Origin of the sequence: Pseudomonas sp. xss_2, assembly GCF_043104195.1 — a bacterium.
Lineage (GTDB): Bacteria > Pseudomonadota > Gammaproteobacteria > Pseudomonadales > Pseudomonadaceae > Aquipseudomonas > Aquipseudomonas urmiensis.
In genome coordinates, this window is record NZ_JBICKL010000084.1 from 17,039 (window position 1) to 34,001 (window position 16,963).

Consider the following 16,963-nt stretch of genomic DNA (forward strand, 5'->3'; position numbering starts at 1 on the left):
GGGCTCAGGCGACTGCAACGACGTCGAGGATGCGTTGGACCACGCGGTCCTGGTCGACCCCTGCCGCCTCAGCCTCGAACGAGAGAATCACCCGGTGGCGCAGGACATCGAACAGCACCGCCTGGATATCCTCAGGGCTGACGAAGTCGCGTCCGGCCAGCCAGGCATGGGCACGCGCGCAGCGGTCCAGGGCGATCGAGCCACGGGGGCTGGCGCCATAGGCGATCCAGTCGGCCAGCTCGCTGTCGAACTTGGCCGGGGTGCGCGTGGCCATTACCAGTTGCACCAGGTACTCCTCCACTGCATCGGCCATGTACAGGCCGAGAATTTCCTTGCGCGCTGCGAAGATCGCCTGCTGGCTGACCCGGCGCTCCGGCTTGGTCTCGCCATTGAGCGCTTCGCCTCGGGCTTGCTGCAGGATGCGTCGCTCCACGGCGGCGTCGGGGAAACCGATTTTCACATGCATCAGGAAGCGGTCGAGCTGCGCCTCGGGCAGCGGGTAGGTGCCTTCCTGCTCGATCGGGTTTTGCGTGGCCATGACCAAGAACAGCGGCGACAGGTCGTAAGTGCTGCGGCCCACGCTGACCTGGCGCTCGGCCATGGCCTCGAGCAGTGCCGATTGCACCTTGGCCGGGGCGCGGTTGATTTCGTCGGCCAGCACCAGGTTATGGAAGATCGGCCCTTGCTGGAACACGAAGCTGCCGGTTTCCGGGCGATAGATCTCGGTGCCGGTGATATCGGCCGGCAACAGGTCGGGGGTGAACTGAATGCGATGGAACTGCGCCTCGACACCTTCTGCCAGCTCTTTGATGGCCTTGGTCTTGGCCAGGCCCGGCGCACCCTCGACCAGCATATGGCCGTCGGCAAGGAGGACGATCAGTAGGCGTTCAACCAGCTTTTCCTGGCCCAGGATCTGGGAGGAAAGAAAGGTGCGCAGCGCGATCAGCGCTTCACGGTGTTCCATCGGCGACGGTTCCTGGAAAGGGGCCAGGGGTGCGGTAAGCGAGCAGCCCGGGCAGGGGGTGATACTTTAATCCATCCGGGCCCATGCCGACTAATGGCGGCACGCAAATTTATGTAAGGGTTACAGACGACAGCGGCCTCGGCCGATTCCGACGAGCAAGCGAAAAAACCCTGATTCTCGCCAACGGTGGCTGTGCCTTTTGATGGAGGCTCGGCAATCAGGACGGGCAGTGACATGGCGGACCATCATGCGGCGGCATTCCCGCGACACCCGACGCCCCTGCGTCTGGGGGTGTTCTTCGACGGCACGGGCAATAATTTCTGCAATAGCCTGCGGGCCGACGATAACCCGGCTGCAGCCGACACGCGCCAGGGCAGCTACGCCAACGCACCGAGCAACGTGGCCTTGCTGCACCAGTTGTATCCTACTGGCTGTGCTGAACTGCCTGACGGCGCGCTGCGCCATTGCTTCAAGCTCTACGTCGAAGGCATCGGCACCACCCGGGGCGCGCAGGACTCGCTCTATCATCAGCTGACCGGGCGGGGGTCGACTGGGGTCAAGGCGCGGGTGGCGCAAGCCGTGCAGGCCATTGTTGAGCAGTTGCTGGGCTGGCGTCAGGCATATCCAGGCGGACGCACCGTCAAGCTTGAGTTTGATTTGTTTGGCTTTAGTCGCGGGGCGGCGGCGGCCCGGCATTTGGTCAACGATCTGCGCCTGGGCGAAAAAAGCCAGTTGGCGCAAGCGCTGGCAAGCTTGGCCATACGCTGCGAAATCACCATTGAATTCGTCGGACTGTTCGATACCGTGGCGGCCATCGTGGCGCCGCTCAAAGGCAATTTCAGCCCGGCCAATGGCCGCTATTCAGGATTGCGCCTGGGCCTTGAGCCGGGTGTGGCCAAGCAGGTGGTACAGCTGGTGGCGGGCGATGAGCGACGTTACAACTACCCGCTGGTGCGCACTGAACATGACATCGTGCTGCCTGGCGTGCATTCAGACATTGGCGGTGGCTACCCTGAGCGCAGCGTCGAACGGGTGCTGTTGAGCAAGCCGCAGTCCAATCGACTGCCGTTGCGCACCCCGGCGACGCAAAGTCGTGCCTATGCCTTGGCCCAGGCGCAGTTAGAGTGTGAGTACAGCGATAGCCCTGCGCCGCGGCCGACCATTATCACGTGGGAGATCCCCGCTGGCGGCGGCCGGCGTGAGCTGCCAGAGAAACAGGTGTATGCCGCACTGCAGCGCGAGCGCGAGGTGTGTGGGCATCTGTCGCGCATCTACCTGCGGATCATGCACGCCTTGGCGGTGCGCAGTGGGGTGCCGTTCGCTGAGCTGGATGAAGCGCGCCAGGCATGGCGATTGCCGCAGGCACTGCATGAAATCAGCCGTAAATTGCATGCGTTCGCCCTGGGGCGTACTGCACAGCCGGGCTTGACCGAGGAGGAACAGCAACTGCTGCAGGGCCGCTACATTCACGCTTCGGCGCACTGGAACCCGCTCAAGGGGCTGCGTAACAGTATCCTCGACCTGACCTACATCGACCGCCCCGCAGAAGGTGGACGGGCGGTGCATGCCAACCGCTGAGCGAATGCGAGGCCATTGGCGGCCCCGCATTGGCTTTGCCGATCAGTTTTCGCCAATCAGTTTTTCGAATTGGAGTGCTTGCGCCCCTGGTCACACAAGGCGAATGCCACCACCAGCACGCCAGCGATGGTCAGGATCAACGCCACACCTTCGGTGGAGTGGGTCGCGGAGTTGGCCACCAGCGCCAGGCCGCCCAACGGCGCCAGGCCACCGGCCACCGCGGTGCCAATCTCGCGACCGGTGCCAAACCCCGAGGAGCGCGTCTGGGTCGGGAACTGGCGGCTGAGGAACGAGCCCTGTGGGGCGAACATCATCGGCGCCAGAATGCCGGTGCCAATGCCGATTGCGATGTAGATCATGGTCGGCTCGCCAGTGCCCAACAGTTGCAGGAAGGGGTAGGCGAACAGCGCCGACAACACGCCGCCGAGCATCAGCACGGTCTTGCTGCTCCAGCGGTCGCACAGCCAGCCGAAGAACGGCACGGCGAAAATCGCCACCAGGCTGGCGATGGTCACCGACAGCGAGGTGACATGCGCCTCGACGCCCTTGAACTGGGTCAGGTAGGCCAGCGAGAAGGTCTTGAAGATGTAGCTCAGGGCGTTGTAGCCGACGGCCACGAAGAACACCACGGCCAGGCCCTTGAGGTCATTCTTGAACAGCAGCTTGAGCGGCGAGACCTTGGGCTTGTCGTCGGACTTGTCCAGTTCCTTGAAGTCCGGGGTCTCAGGGATGCTTTTGCGCACCCACAGGCCGACAGCGACCAGCACGATGCTGGCGATGAACGGGATACGCCAGCCGCCGGCGAGCAGGAAGTCATTGCCGTTCATGGTCAGCAGGTACACGGTCAGCGACGACAGCAATAGGCCCAGGTTCAGCCCCAGCGCCGGCCAGGCACCCTGGCTGCCGCGCTTGCCTTCGCTGGCGTGCTCGTAGGAGGTCACCGCGGCGCCCGACAGTTCCGCGCCAGCGCCCAGGCCCTGGATGATGCGGATCACCACCAGCAGGATCGGCGCCCAGATGCCAATCGAGGCGTAGCTGGGGATCAGGCCGATCAGCGCGGTGCACACGCCCATCATGCAGAAGGTGATCACCAGTACGTGCTTGCGACCAAAGCGGTCGCCCAGGTAGCCGAACAGGATGCCGCCGAAGGGCCGGGCAATGAAGCCGATGGCGAAGGTGGAAAACGCCAGTAGCGAGGCTACTGCCGGATTGCTGGCATCGAAGAAGATCTTCGAGAACACGATCGCCGCCATGGTCGCGTACAGGTAGAAGTCGTACCACTCCAGCATCGAGCCGAAGATGGTCGCTGCGGCCACCTTGCGCAGGCGTTTACGTTTCTGATCGGGGGTTTCCGTTGCGGCCACAGCCGCCTCATGTACCGACATCTGAGGTTTCCTTATTGTCTTTGTAGTTGTGTGTGCAGCAGGTTCAGCGGGCCTTGAGGATCTTTTCGGCGATCATCTGGCCGATCGGGATAGCCGAGGTGGCAGCCGGCGAGGGGGCATTGCAGACATGCACCATGCGCGGGGTCTCGGCGAACAGGAAATCGTGCACCAGGCTGCCGTCGCGCATGACCGCTTGGGCGCGAATGCCGGCTTCATAGGGCAGCAGGTCTTCCACCTGCAGCGACGGGCAGTACTTGCGGCACTGCTCCAGGTAGCCGCGCTTGAACAGCGAATTCTTCATCTCGCGGGTGCCGGAGCCGAGGTTGTTCCAGATGGTTTTCCAAAAGCCCGGGAAGCGCGCGTACTCGGCGACATCGCCCCAGTTCACCGAGAGCTTGCGGTAGTTCTCCCGGCCAAAGCCGAGCACCGCATTGGGGCCAACGGTGACGCTGCCATCGATCATCCGCGTCAGGTGCACGCCGAGAAACGGCAACTCAGGGTCGGGGATCGGGTAGATCAGGTGGTTGACGATCTGGTTCTTGCTCGCTGGCAGGCGGTAGTACTCGCCACGAAACGGGATGATCTGGTGGTCGATCTTGACCCCGGCCAGGCGCGCCAGGCGGTCCGATTGCAGCCCCGCGCAGGCCACCAGCTGACGGGCGCGCCAGCTGTGCTCGGCGCTGCTCACTTCTACGTAATCACCGTGCTCGGCAATGGCCTGCACGCTGGTCGACAGGCGCACTTCGCCGCCGGCTTGCTCGATCACCTTGGCCATGGCGTAGCAGACCTGCTTGTAATCGACGATGCCTGTGGCATCGAGAAACAGCGCGCCTAAGCCTGCGATATTCGGTTCGCGCTGCTTGAGCTCGGCGCCATCCAGGCGCTCGACCTTCAAGCCGTTTTGCTGCGAGCGCTCATAAAGCGCCTGCATGCGCTGCATTTCCAGCTCGTTGGAGGCCACCAGCAGCTTGCCGCAGACGTCGAAGGCAATGCCGTGTTCGGTGCAGAACTCCTTGGTGGCCTGGGCGCCGCGTTTGCACAGCTCGGCCTTGAGGCTGCCCGGGGCGTAGTAGATCCCCGCGTGGATCACGCCGCTGTTGTGGCCGGTCTGGTGGCGGCCGAGGCTGGATTCTTTCTCCAGAATCAGCAATGAGGCGCCGGGGCGCTGTTCGAGCAAGGCCATCGCGGTGGCGAGGCCGACGATGCCGCCACCAATGATGAGGTAGTCGTAAGTCATGCAGGGGTACCTTGGTATTCTTGTCGGTGGATCTGCTTATCAGGTTGTCAGACTAAGTGGTGCGCGTGAAAGCCTCGCCAGGTCGCGATGGGTTCTCCGGGTTCAGTCGAGGGCGGGCAGGTCGATTTTCAGGCGTTTGGCCGAAGCGCGCAGGTGCGCTTCGGCGCAGGCGGCAGCGGCGTGGCGGTCGCCGTCGGCGATGGCCTGGTACAGCGCCTGGTGTTCGCGATTGGCGTCTGCCGAGCCCCCCACTGAGTGAGTGGCGGAGTTCTCCCAGGCATTGCGGCGCGCGGCGGCCAATTGGCCGCCAAGGAAATCATGGAAGGCCACGAAGTAGTCGTTCTTGCTGGCTTCGGCGATGGCGCGGTGGAAGGCGACGTCGGCGGCGGCAGCGGCGGCCAGATCGTTACGCTTGTCGAGCATCTGCTCGAGGGCCTTGGCAATGCTCGCCAGGTCGGCGGCGTCGCGGCGGCGGGCGGCGATGGCGGCGGCCTGGGTTTCGATCCACAGGCGCATCTCGAACATCTGCACCAGGTCCGGCTTGCGCCCGTTGCTGCCGGGGAAGCGGAACACCGTGCCATTGGGCGTTTGCGAAATGTACGAGCCGAGCCCGCGGCGAGCGATCAATACACCGTCAGCCTTGAGCTGAGCCACAGCCTCGCGCACCACCGAGCGGCTGACATTGAGCTGCTCGGCCAGTTGCTGTTCGGTGGGCAGACGCGATTCGGCGGCCAGGCGGCCGGAATCGATCTCTGCGCGGATGGCGCTGACGACCCGTTCTACCAAGGTGTCTGGGCGCTGGAGCTCTAGCATGGACGGTGATGCCTATTGATCAGGTTGTCAGACAATGCCTGTCGGGAAGGTTGGCTGTCAATTGTTTCAGTGAGTGGTGTGTTTACAGTGCTGGCCTCATCGCGGGATAAGCCCGCTCAGGGCTAGCGCTAGTCCCGCGATGAGGCCAGCACCTTCAGTTCATCACTCAGAGCTCGCTGACGTAGGTCCCGGTGCCTTCGAGGATGATCCGCAGCGTCTCCTCGACCTCAGCCAGGTCGGTACCTTGGCTAGTCAACACGATCTCCAGGGTGTCATCCCCCTTGAGTGCATCGGTATCCCCCGCAGCCACCTCCAGCAGCAGCCGTTCGGCACTGAGCGTCACCTTCAGCCCATCCAGGGTCGAGGGCTCATCATCCAGGGTCAGGTCGACCGTGTCTTCGTCTGGATAACGGGTGAGCAAGAACATCTGGCCCTTGTCGCTGTGGCAGCACAGGGTCGCCATGTTGTCTTCCTCGTCATCGCAAGGGGTGGCGAAGAGCAGGGCGGTTTTCAGTTGCATGGGCAGCTCGGGTCAAGTGAAGTGAAAGTGAATTCTGCCAGTCTTGGGCGGATCCATAAACGAATGTTACCGGCCATTGACCGAATATGTCGCAGCGCTGCAAGCCGGGATGACCGCTCAGTCGTTAAGCTGCCCAGTCGATGGGTTCGCGTAAAGGCACAGCCGCAGGCAGTCGCTTTTGCAGGTACCCATCGTGCAATGGATGAGTGTGCCGATCACGCTCAACGCCCGGTTTCATCGTCCTGTTTTGCCGTGGGTTAGCTATGGTTGATCCATGCAAGGCGGACGCGCACGACGCTTCTCTTACAAAACAAAGCCCAAGCGGAGTACCACAGATGGCGTTCTTCACCGCAGCCAGCAAAGCCGACTTCCAGCATCAACTGCAAACGGCCCTGGCGCAGCACATCAGCGAGCAGTCACTGCCACAAGTGGCGCTGTTCGCCGAACAGTTCTTCGGCATCATCTCTCTGGACGAACTTACCCAGCGCAGGCTTTCCGACCTGGCTGGCTGCACCCTCTCTGCCTGGCGCATCATCGAGCGCTTCGATCCGCAAACCCCGCAAGTGCGGGTGTACAACCCCGATTACGAGCGCAACGGCTGGCAGTCGACCCACACCGTGGTCGAGGTGCTGCACCATGACCTGCCGTTCCTGGTCGACTCGGTACGCACCGAGCTCAACCGCCGTGGCTACAGCATCCACACCCTGCAGACCACCGTGCTCAGCGTGCGTCGCGGGGCAAAGGGCGAGCTGCTCGAGCTGCTGCCCAAGGGCACCCAGGGCGAAGGCGTGCGGCATGAGTCGCTGATGTACCTGGAGATCGACCGCTGCGCCAATGCCGCCGAGCTCAACGTGCTGTCGCGCGAAATCGAGCAGGTGCTGGCCGAAGTGCGCGTTGCCGTGGCTGATTTCGAGCCGATGAAAGCCAAGCTGCGCGAGGTCGTGGCGCTGGTCGAGCAGACCCCATACCCGCAGGCGCAACACGAGAAGACCGAGGTCAAGGCTTTCCTCGAATGGTTGCTGGACAACCACTTCACCTTCCTCGGCTATGAAGAATTCACCGTCCAGGGCGATGCCGAAGGGGGTCGGATCGACTACGACGAGCAGTCCTTCCTTGGCCTGCCACGCCGTCTGAGGGTGGGCCTGACGCCTGAAGAGCTGCGCATCGAAGACTACGCCGTCACCTACCTCAACGAGCCGCTGCTGCTGTCGTTCGCCAAGGCCGCGCTGCCCAGTCGCGTGCACCGTCCGGCCTACCCGGACTACGTGTCGATCCGCCAGCTGGATGCCGACGGCAAGGTCATCAAGGAATGCCGCTTCATGGGCCTGTACACCTCCTCGGTGTATGGCGAGAGCGTGCATGCCATCCCCTACATCCGGGTCAAGGTTGCGGAAGTCGAGCGACGTTCCGGCTTCGATCCGAAGGCGCACCTGGGCAAGGAGCTGGCCCAGGTGCTGGAAGTGCTGCCGCGCGACGACCTGTTCCAGACGCCGATCGACGAGCTGTTCAGCACCGTCATGTCGATCGTGCAGATCCAGGAGCGCAACAAGATCCGGGTATTCCTGCGCAAGGATCCGTACGGCCGCTTCTGCTACTGCCTGGCCTACGTACCTCGCGAGATCTACTCGACCGAAGTGCGGCAGAAGATCCAGCAGGTACTGATGGAGCGTCTGAAGGCCAGCGACTGCGAGTTCTGGACCTTCTTCTCCGAGTCGGTGCTGGCGCGCGTGCAGCTGATCTTGCGGGTCGATCCGAAGAATCGGATCGATATCGACCCGCAGCAGCTGGAAAACGAAGTGATCCAGGCCTGCCGCTCGTGGCATGACGACTACTCGACCCTGGTGGTGGAGAACTTCGGCGAGGCCCAGGGCACCAACATCCTGGCCGACTTCCCCAAAGGCTTCCCGGCCGGCTACCGCGAGCGCTTCGCCGCCCATTCGGCGGTGGTCGACATGCAGCATGTGTTGGCCTTGAGTGAAAGCAAGCCGCTGGCGATGAGCTTCTACCAGCCGCTGACCCAACTGGGTGAGCGCCTGTTGCATTGCAAGCTGTACCACGCCGACACGCCATTGGCGCTGTCGGATGTGTTGCCGATCCTGGAAAACCTGGGGCTGCGGGTGCTCGGCGAGTTTCCCTATCGCCTGCGCCATGCCAGCGGTCGCGAGTTCTGGATTCACGACTTCGCCTTTACCTACAGCGAAGGCCTGAGCCTGGATCTGCAGCAGCTCAACGACACCCTGCAAGACGCCTTCATCCACATCGTCAAGGGCGACGCCGAGAACGACGCCTTCAACCGCCTGGTGCTGACCGCCGGCCTGCCGTGGCGCGACGTGGCGCTGCTGCGTGCCTACGCCCGCTACATGAAGCAGATTCGCCTGGGCTTCGACCTGGGCTACATCGCCAGCACCCTGAACAACCACACCGACATCGCCCGCGAGCTGACCCGGTTGTTCAAGACCCGCTTCTACCTGGCGCGCAAGCTCACCCAGGATGATCTGGACGACAAGCAATTGCGTCTGGAGCAGGCGATCAACAGTGCCCTGGACGACGTTCAGGTGCTCAACGAAGACCGCATCCTGCGCCGCTACCTGGACCTGATCAAGGCCACCCTGCGGACCAACTTCTACCAGCCTGATGGCAATGGCCAGAACAAGTCGTACTTCAGCTTCAAGTTCAATCCCAAGCTGATCCCCGAGCTGCCCAAGCCGGTACCCAAGTTCGAAATCTTCGTTTATTCGCCACGGGTCGAGGGCGTGCACCTGCGCTTTGGCAACGTCGCTCGCGGCGGTTTGCGCTGGTCGGACCGTGAAGAAGACTTCCGCACCGAAGTGCTCGGCCTGGTCAAGGCCCAGCAGGTTAAGAACTCGGTGATCGTGCCGGTCGGCGCCAAGGGCGGCTTCCTGCCACGGCGGTTGCCGCTCGGTGGCAGCCGCGACGAGATCGCGGCTGAAGGGGTCGCCTGCTACCGCATCTTCATTTCTGGCCTGCTCGACATCACCGATAACCTCAAGGACGGCGGCGTGGTGCCACCGGCCAACGTGGTTCGCCACGATGATGACGATCCGTACCTGGTGGTGGCCGCAGACAAGGGCACGGCAACCTTCTCCGACATCGCCAACGGCATCGCCATCGATTATGGCTTCTGGCTTGGCGACGCCTTCGCCTCGGGCGGTTCGGCCGGTTACGACCACAAGAAAATGGGCATCACTGCCCGTGGCGCCTGGGTCGGCGTGCAGCGCCACTTCCGTGAGCGTGGCATCAACGTGCAGCAAGACCCGATCACCGTGATTGGTGTCGGCGACATGGCCGGTGACGTGTTCGGCAACGGCTTGCTGATGTCCGACAAGCTGCAACTGGTGGCGGCGTTCAACCACCTGCACATCTTCATCGACCCCAACCCGGACCCGGCTAGCAGCTTCGCCGAGCGCAAGCGCTTGTTCGACCTGCCACGCTCGGCCTGGAGCGACTACGACACCAGCATCATGTCCGAAGGCGGCGGGATCTTCCCGCGCAGCGCCAAGAGCATCAGCATCAGCCCGCAGATGAAGGAACGCTTCGCCATCGAAGCCGACCGCCTGACGCCGACCGAACTGTTGCACGCGCTGCTCAAGGCGCCGGTCGACCTGCTGTGGAACGGTGGCATCGGCACTTACGTCAAGGCCAGCAGCGAAAGCCACGCCGATGTCGGCGACAAGGCCAACGATGCCCTGCGGGTCAATGGCAACGAGCTGCGCTGCAAGGTGGTGGGCGAGGGCGGCAACCTGGGCATGACCCAGCTTGGCCGGGTTGAATTCGGCCTCAATGGCGGCGCGACCAACACCGACTTCATCGATAACGCCGGCGGCGTCGACTGCTCCGACCACGAGGTCAACATCAAGATCCTGCTCAACGAAGTGGTGCAGGGCGGCGACATGACCGAGAAGCAGCGCAACCAGCTGCTGGGCAGCATGACCGACGAAGTGGCCTCGCTGGTGCTGGGCAACAACTACAAGCAGACCCAGGCGCTGTCGCTGGCGGCGCGTCGGGCCCGTGAGCGGATTGCCGAATACAAGCGCCTGATGGCTGACCTTGAGGCGCGCGGCAAGCTCGATCGGGCCATCGAGTTCCTGCCTTCGGAAGAGCAGCTCAATGAGCGCCTGGCTGCTGGCCAGGGCCTGACCCGTGCTGAGTTGTCGGTATTGATTTCCTACAGCAAGATCGACCTCAAGGAACAACTGCTCAAATCGCTGGTGCCGGACGACGACTACCTGACCCGTGACATGGAAACTGCGTTTCCGCCGTCGCTGCTCAGCCAGTTCGGCGAGGCCATGCGGCGTCATCGCCTCAAGCGCGAGATCGTCAGCACCCAGATCGCCAACGACCTGGTCAACAACATGGGCATCACCTTCGTCCAGCGGCTCAAGGAGTCCACTGGCATGAGCCCGGCCAACGTTGCCGGGGCCTATGTGATCGTGCGCGACATCTTCCACCTGCCGCACTGGTTCCGCCAGATCGAGGCGCTGGACTACCAAGTCCCGGCCGAGATCCAGCTGACCCTGATGGACGAGTTGATGCGCCTGGGCCGCCGTGCGACCCGTTGGTTCCTGCGCAGCCGGCGTAACGAGCAGGACGCCGGTCGCGACAGCGCCCACTTCGGACCGAAGATCGCCCAGCTGGGGCTCAAGCTCGACGAGTTGCTCGAAGGGCCGACCCGCGAACGCTGGCAGGTGCGCTACCAGGGCTTCGTCGAGGCTGGCGTGCCGGAGTTGCTGGCGCGGATGGTCGCTGGCACAACCCATCTGTACACCCTGTTGCCGATCATCGAGGCCTCGGATGTCACCGGCCACGATCCGGCCCAGGTCGCCAAGGCGTTCTTCGCCGTGGGCAGTGCGCTGGACCTGACCTGGTACCTGCAGGAGATCAGCAACCTGCCGGTGGAGAACAACTGGCAGGCCCTGGCCCGCGAGGCGTTCCGCGACGATATCGACCTGCAGCAGCGGGCCATTACCATTTCTGTGTTGCAGATGGTCGATGCGCCAGAAGACATGGACGCCCGCGTGGCCCTGTGGGCCGAGCAGCACCGGGTGATGGTCGAGCGCTGGCGCGCGATGCTGGATGATCTGCGCAACGCTACCGGGACCGACTACGCGATGTACGCAGTGGCCAACCGCGAGCTGGTGGATCTGGCCATGAGTGGCCAGGCGGCGGTGGTGCCTTCATAAGGCGCAAGCTGTAAGCTACAAGCTGCAAGCAGACCTTCGCAGGTTTCGCTTGCAGCTTTTGCACCCATCACCAATGGCTACCTTGGCGCAGCTCTGCTTTTTCTTGTGGCTTGAGGCTTACAACCCGAAGCTCACTTACTTGAACCGCCGCTCAACCCCTTTCTCGACCAAGATCTTCGCCGAAATCTCTTCCACCGAAAAATGCGTCGAGTTGATGTTGGGAATGTTCTCCCGGCGGAACAGATTCTCCACCTCGCGCACCTCGAACTCGCACTGGGCAAAGCTGGCATAGCGGCTATTGGGCTTGCGCTCATGGCGAATGGCGGTCAAACGATCCGGGTCGATGGTCAGGCCAAACAGCTTGTTGTGATGCTTCTTCAGCACCGCCGGCAGCTGCAGGCGCTCCATGTCATCCTCGGTCAGCGGGTAGTTGGCCGCACGAATGCCAAACTGCATCGCCATGTACAGGCAGGTTGGGGTCTTGCCGCAGCGCGAGACACCCACCAGAATCAGGTCGGCCTTGTCGTAGTAATGGGTGCGAGCGCCGTCGTCGTTATCCAGGGCGAAGTTGACCGCTTCGATGCGCTCCATGTAGTTGGAGTTGCCGCCAATCGAATGGGATTTACCCACCGAATACGACGAATGGGCAGTCAATTCTTGCTCGAGCGGGGATAAAAACGTCGAAAAGATGTCGATCATGAAGCCATTTGAGGTCGCCAGGATCTCACGAATGTCCTGGTTGACGATGGTGTCGAAGATGATCGGGCGCACGCCGTCACGCTCGGCCGCAGCGTTGATTTGCTGGACCATGGTCCGCGCTTTGTCTGGGCTGTCGATGTACGGGCGGGTAAATTTATTGAAGCCGATGCTATCGAATTGGGCGAGCAGGCTTTGACCCAGGGTCTCGGCAGTGATGCCGGTGCCGTCGGAGATGAAAAACGCGGTTCGTTTCATTTGCACCCTAGGCCTTAAGCTGATGACGTTTCTTGGATATGATAAGTTCGGTTTGCCGAATGCGGCTGTCGGCATTCTCACTTATTTTCCAGGTCCAGGCCACAAGCGTCCGGCCCAGTCAATTCAGGCAGGCGGGCGCCCTTTGAGCTTTTCCAACACAGTTAGTGGAGAGATCACCTTGGTAGAGTACGTAGTTTCCCTCGATAAGCTCGGCGTCCATGATGTGGAGCATGTGGGGGGCAAGAACGCATCCCTGGGCGAGATGATCAGTAACCTCGCCGGTGCCGGCGTTTCGGTGCCGGGCGGCTTTGCCACTACGGCTCAGGCGTACCGCGATTTTCTCGAGCAGAGCGGGCTGAACGACCGCATCCACGCCGCGCTCGACGCGCTGGACGTCGATGACATCAATGCCCTGACCAAGACCGGCGCACAGATTCGCCAGTGGGTCATGGAAGCTGAGTTCCCCGCGCGCCTGGATTCGGAAATCCGAACAGCCTTCGCTGCCATGGCCGCCGGCAATGACAACATGGCGGTCGCGGTGCGTTCCTCGGCGACTGCCGAAGACTTGCCAGACGCCTCGTTCGCCGGCCAGCAGGAAACCTTCCTGAACATTCGCGGCGTCGACAACGTGATCCGCGCCGCCAAGGAAGTGTTCGCCTCGCTGTTCAACGACCGCGCCATCGCCTACCGCGTGCACCAGGGCTTCGACCACAAGCTGGTGGCCTTGTCTGCGGGTGTGCAGCGCATGGTCCGCTCGGAAACGGGCACTGCCGGTGTGATGTTCACCCTCGACACCGAGTCGGGCTTCCGCGACGTGGTGTTCATCACTGGCGCCTATGGCCTGGGCGAAACCGTGGTGCAGGGTGCGGTCAACCCTGACGAATTCTACGTGCACAAGAACACTTTGCAGGCCGGCCGCCCGGCCATCCTGCGGCGCAACCTGGGCAGCAAGGCGATCAAGATGATCTACGGCGACGAGGCCAAGGCCGGTCGCTCGGTCAAGACCGTCGAAGTCGACCGTGCCGAACGCGCGCGCTTCTGCCTGACCGACGCCGAGGTCAGCGAGCTGGCCAAGCAGGCGATGATCATCGAGCAGCACTACCAGCGGCCGATGGACATCGAGTGGGCCAAAGATGGTGATGACGGCCAGCTGTACATCGTCCAGGCCCGTCCTGAGACCGTGAAGAGCCGCGCCAGCGCCAATGTCATGGAACGCTACCTGCTCAAAGAGAAGGGCACCGTGCTGGTCGAAGGCCGCGCGATCGGTCAACGCATCGGCGCCGGCAAGGTGCGGGTGATCAACGACGTATCCGAGATGGACAAGGTCCAGCCAGGCGACGTGTTGGTTTCCGACATGACCGACCCAGACTGGGAGCCGGTGATGAAGCGCGCCAGCGCCATCGTCACCAACCGTGGCGGGCGTACTTGCCACGCGGCGATCATCGCACGCGAGCTGGGTATTCCGGCTGTGGTTGGCTGTGGCAACGCCACCCAACTGCTCAAGGATGGCCAGGGCGTTACCGTCTCCTGCGCCGAAGGCGATACCGGTTTCATCTTCGAAGGCGAACTGGGCTTCGACATCAAGCAGAACTCGGTCGATGCCATGCCTGACCTGCCGTTCAAGATCATGATGAACGTCGGCAACCCAGACCGCGCTTTCGACTTCGCCCAGCTGCCCAACGCCGGTGTCGGCCTGGCGCGCCTGGAGTTCATCATCAACCGCATGATCGGCGTGCATCCCAAGGCACTGCTCAACTACGCAGGCTTGCCAGCGGAGCTCAAAGAGAGCGTCGACAAGCGTATCGCTGGCTACAACGACCCGGTCGGTTTCTATGTCGAGAAGCTGGTCGAGGGCATCAGCACCCTGGCTGCGGCCTTCTACCCGAAAAAGGTCATCGTGCGCCTGTCGGACTTCAAGTCCAACGAATACGCCAACCTGATCGGCGGCAAGCTGTACGAGCCGGAAGAAGAAAACCCGATGCTGGGCTTCCGCGGCGCTTCGCGTTACATCAGCGAGTCGTTCCGTGACTGCTTCGAGCTCGAGTGCCGTGCACTCAAGCGTGTGCGCGACGAGATGGGCCTGACCAACGTCGAGATCATGGTGCCGTTCGTGCGCACCCTGGGCGAAGCCAGCCAGGTCGTCGACCTGCTGGCCGAAAACGGCCTGGCCCGTGGCGACAACGGCCTGCGCGTGATCATGATGTGCGAGCTGCCATCCAACGCCATCCTGGCTGAAGAGTTCCTTGAGTACTTCGACGGCTTCTCCATCGGCTCCAACGACCTGACCCAGCTGACCCTGGGCCTGGACCGCGATTCGGGGATCATCGCTCACCTGTTCGACGAGCGTAACCCGGCCGTGAAGAAGCTGCTGGCCAACGCCATCCAGGCGTGCAACAAGGCTGGCAAGTACATCGGTATCTGCGGCCAGGGTCCATCGGACCACCCAGACCTGGCCAAGTGGCTGATGGAGCAGGGCATCGAGAGTGTGTCGCTGAACCCGGACTCGGTACTCGAGACCTGGTTCTTCCTGGCCGAAGGCCAAGGCGCAGCCTGATCCAGCCAATGCGCAGGCACCTTCGCGTGCCTGCGCCCGTTTTCTTCGGGGCGAGTTCCAGTGATGGTTCGCGCCCTTTTTCATACAAGTACCTTATGCAAAGCAGCAGCACCCTTTTCCCCGTGGCCTTGCAAAGTGCCGAGCGCCGCGGCGATCTCAGTGAGGACGTGTATCGGATCAAGGCCGGCAACAGCCCCGACCCGAGCGTCGAGCTGGCCGTGACCCGCCTAGGGCTAGCCGACCATAGCCGTGGCCCGGGCGTGCCGGTGATTCTTCTGCATGGCAGTTTTTCCAATCGGCGCTTCTGGTTCTCGCCCAAGGGCGTGGGCCTGGGCGCCTTTCTGGCGCGTGCCGGGTTCGATGTATGGATTCCGGAGATGCGCGGCCATGGCTTGTCGCCACGCAACCGCCAGTGGCGCGATAACCGGGTGGCCGACTATGCCCGCTACGACCTGCCCTTGATTGCTGCGTTCGTGCAGGAACAAGCCGGCCAGGCGCCGCATTGGCTTGGCCATTCATTGGGTGGCACTACCTTGGCTGCGGCCTTGGGCGGCGGTTATCTGGAGCCGGAACGGGTCGCCAGTGCGGCGTTCTTCGGCACCCAGGTCAGCCGCGTCTATTGGCCGTTGAAAGTGCCGACGGTGGAGTGGGGCGCGCGCCTGGTGCTCAAGCGCTTTGCGCAGATTTCCGGCTCGCGGCTCAAGCGTGGCCCGGAAGATGAACCGATCGGCCTGGCGCTGGAAAGCATGCGCTGGCATGGCCTATTCGGCCGCTTCGGTGGCAAGGATGGCGACTGGTGGGCCGGCTTGACGCAGGTTGATGTGCCGGTGCTGGCGGTGGCCGGGGCGGGCGATTTCCAGGATCCGGTGTGGGCCTGTCGCAAGTTGTTCGATCAATTAGGTGGCGAGCGCAAGCAGTTTCTGCGGCTGGGGCGCGAAGAGGGCTTCGAGCCGTTCGGACACGTCGATATGTTGGTCAGCAAGGCCGCTCAGCAGCAGGTGTGGCCGTTGGTGGAGGGGTGGCTGCGCGATCCAATGGCGCAGGTGCATGGGGCTGTGGCGGTTTCGCAGGTGGTGCCAGCGGTTTAGCGTGGGGTGGCTGTTGTGGCCTCATCGCGGGCTTGCCCCGCGATGAGGCGCCAATCAATCTGACTGCTCAGTCCCGGATGACTGCGACACCGTCCCCGGTGTAGCCTTGCACTCAACCCTTGTTTTCGTTGTGCCTGACAGGAGCTTTCCCATGCAGCATTACGTAACGCCCGACCTGTGCGATGCCTACCCAGAGCTGGTCCAGGTGTTGGAGCCGATGTTCAGCAACTTCGGTGGTCGCGACTCTTTTGGTGGGCAGATCGTCACCATCAAGTGCTTCGAAGACAACTCGCTGGTCAAAGCCCAGGCTGAACTGGACGGCAAAGGCAAGGTGCTGGTAGTCGACGGTGGCGGTTCGCTGCGCTGCGCATTGCTCGGTGACATGATCGCCGACAAAGCGGCAAAAAATGGCTGGGAAGGCTTGGTCATCTACGGCTGCGTGCGCGACGTCGATGTGCTGGCGCAGACCAACCTCGGCGTCCAGGCCTTGGCCAGCCACCCGATGAAGACCGACAAGCGCGGCCTAGGTGATCTCAACGTCAACGTGACCTTTGCCGGGGTGACCTTCCGCCCGGGTGAGTACGTGTATGCCGACAACAACGGCGTGCTGATCTCGCCAAGCCCGCTGAAAATGCCGGAGTGATGCGCCGCGCGCGCTGATGGAGCTTC

11 protein-coding genes are annotated in these 16,963 nt (G+C 62.7%); 5 read left to right on the plus strand and 6 right to left on the minus strand.

Annotated elements, in window-relative coordinates; translation table 11 throughout:
* Window positions 1-4: 4 nt before the first annotated feature.
* Window positions 5-964, minus strand: coding sequence for a MoxR family ATPase (locus ACF8K2_RS22020; RefSeq protein ID WP_186557275.1), 960 nt, complete (start codon window positions 962-964; stop codon window positions 5-7).
* Window positions 965-1,198: 234 nt separating this feature from the next.
* On the opposite strand from ACF8K2_RS22020, the gene ACF8K2_RS22025 reads away from it, so the two are divergent.
* Window positions 1,199-2,542: a T6SS phospholipase effector Tle1-like catalytic domain-containing protein gene (locus tag ACF8K2_RS22025; RefSeq protein ID WP_392467612.1), complete on the plus strand. Its 1,344-nt coding sequence runs from the start codon at window positions 1,199-1,201 to the stop codon at window positions 2,540-2,542.
* A 56-nt stretch (window positions 2,543-2,598) separates the two neighbouring features.
* Here ACF8K2_RS22025 and ACF8K2_RS22030 read toward each other — a convergent pair whose 3' ends face one another.
* The 4 genes from ACF8K2_RS22030 to ACF8K2_RS22045 form a co-directional block, all read right to left on the minus strand.
* Complete coding sequence (locus ACF8K2_RS22030; protein WP_186557273.1) at window positions 2,599-3,927, minus strand: MFS transporter; 1,329 nt, start codon at window positions 3,925-3,927, stop codon at window positions 2,599-2,601.
* A gap of 43 nt (window positions 3,928-3,970) precedes the next feature.
* On the minus strand, window positions 3,971-5,164 hold the full coding sequence (lhgO, locus tag ACF8K2_RS22035) for an L-2-hydroxyglutarate oxidase (protein WP_392467614.1): 1,194 nt from the start codon (window positions 5,162-5,164) through the stop codon (window positions 3,971-3,973).
* A gap of 102 nt (window positions 5,165-5,266) precedes the next feature.
* Entirely contained in the window at window positions 5,267-5,977 is a 711-nt protein-coding gene (locus ACF8K2_RS22040) for a FadR/GntR family transcriptional regulator (protein WP_392467616.1), read from the minus strand.
* A 166-nt stretch (window positions 5,978-6,143) separates the two neighbouring features.
* Window positions 6,144-6,497, minus strand: coding sequence for a hypothetical protein (locus ACF8K2_RS22045; protein WP_186557270.1), 354 nt, complete (start codon window positions 6,495-6,497; stop codon window positions 6,144-6,146).
* A gap of 335 nt (window positions 6,498-6,832) precedes the next feature.
* On the opposite strand from ACF8K2_RS22045, the gene ACF8K2_RS22050 reads away from it, so the two are divergent.
* Window positions 6,833-11,698, plus strand: a complete 4,866-nt coding sequence (locus ACF8K2_RS22050) for an NAD-glutamate dehydrogenase (protein WP_186557269.1) — start codon at window positions 6,833-6,835, stop codon at window positions 11,696-11,698.
* Window positions 11,699-11,833: 135 nt separating this feature from the next.
* Here the strand turns inward: ACF8K2_RS22050 and ACF8K2_RS22055 are convergent, their stop codons facing one another.
* Window positions 11,834-12,652 (minus strand): pyruvate, water dikinase regulatory protein, encoded by an 819-nt coding sequence (locus tag ACF8K2_RS22055; RefSeq protein ID WP_186557268.1) that lies wholly within the window; start codon window positions 12,650-12,652, stop codon window positions 11,834-11,836.
* 178 nt (window positions 12,653-12,830) lie between these two features.
* On the opposite strand from ACF8K2_RS22055, the gene ppsA reads away from it, so the two are divergent.
* The 3 genes from ppsA (at window position 12,831) to rraA (ending at window position 16,937) form a co-directional block, all read left to right on the plus strand.
* Window positions 12,831-15,206, plus strand: coding sequence for a phosphoenolpyruvate synthase (gene ppsA / locus ACF8K2_RS22060; protein ID WP_186557267.1), 2,376 nt, complete (start codon window positions 12,831-12,833; stop codon window positions 15,204-15,206).
* A gap of 95 nt (window positions 15,207-15,301) precedes the next feature.
* The gene (locus tag ACF8K2_RS22065; RefSeq protein WP_392467619.1) at window positions 15,302-16,294 is read left to right on the plus strand and encodes an alpha/beta fold hydrolase; all 993 of its coding nucleotides are present in this window, start codon (window positions 15,302-15,304) and stop codon (window positions 16,292-16,294) included.
* A 151-nt stretch (window positions 16,295-16,445) separates the two neighbouring features.
* A complete protein-coding gene (gene rraA / locus ACF8K2_RS22070) occupies window positions 16,446-16,937 on the plus strand; it encodes a ribonuclease E activity regulator RraA (protein WP_186557265.1) in 492 nt (163 codons plus the stop codon).
* The last annotated feature ends 26 nt before the right edge of the window (window positions 16,938-16,963 follow it).

Coding starts and splice junctions, on each gene's coding strand:
- ACF8K2_RS22020 (WP_186557275.1), bottom strand. CDS start 964: ATGGAACACCGTGAAGCGCTGATCGCGCTGCGCACCTTTCTTTCCTCC.
- ACF8K2_RS22025 (WP_392467612.1), top strand. CDS start 1,199: ATGGCGGACCATCATGCGGCGGCATTCCCGCGACACCCGACGCCCCTG.
- ACF8K2_RS22030 (WP_186557273.1), bottom strand. CDS start 3,927: ATGTCGGTACATGAGGCGGCTGTGGCCGCAACGGAAACCCCCGATCAG.
- lhgO (WP_392467614.1), bottom strand. CDS start 5,164: ATGACTTACGACTACCTCATCATTGGTGGCGGCATCGTCGGCCTCGCC.
- ACF8K2_RS22040 (WP_392467616.1), bottom strand. CDS start 5,977: ATGCTAGAGCTCCAGCGCCCAGACACCTTGGTAGAACGGGTCGTCAGC.
- ACF8K2_RS22045 (WP_186557270.1), bottom strand. CDS start 6,497: ATGCAACTGAAAACCGCCCTGCTCTTCGCCACCCCTTGCGATGACGAG.
- ACF8K2_RS22050 (WP_186557269.1), top strand. CDS start 6,833: ATGGCGTTCTTCACCGCAGCCAGCAAAGCCGACTTCCAGCATCAACTG.
- ACF8K2_RS22055 (WP_186557268.1), bottom strand. CDS start 12,652: ATGAAACGAACCGCGTTTTTCATCTCCGACGGCACCGGCATCACTGCC.
- ACF8K2_RS22065 (WP_392467619.1), top strand. CDS start 15,302: ATGCAAAGCAGCAGCACCCTTTTCCCCGTGGCCTTGCAAAGTGCCGAG.
- rraA (WP_186557265.1), top strand. CDS start 16,446: ATGCAGCATTACGTAACGCCCGACCTGTGCGATGCCTACCCAGAGCTG.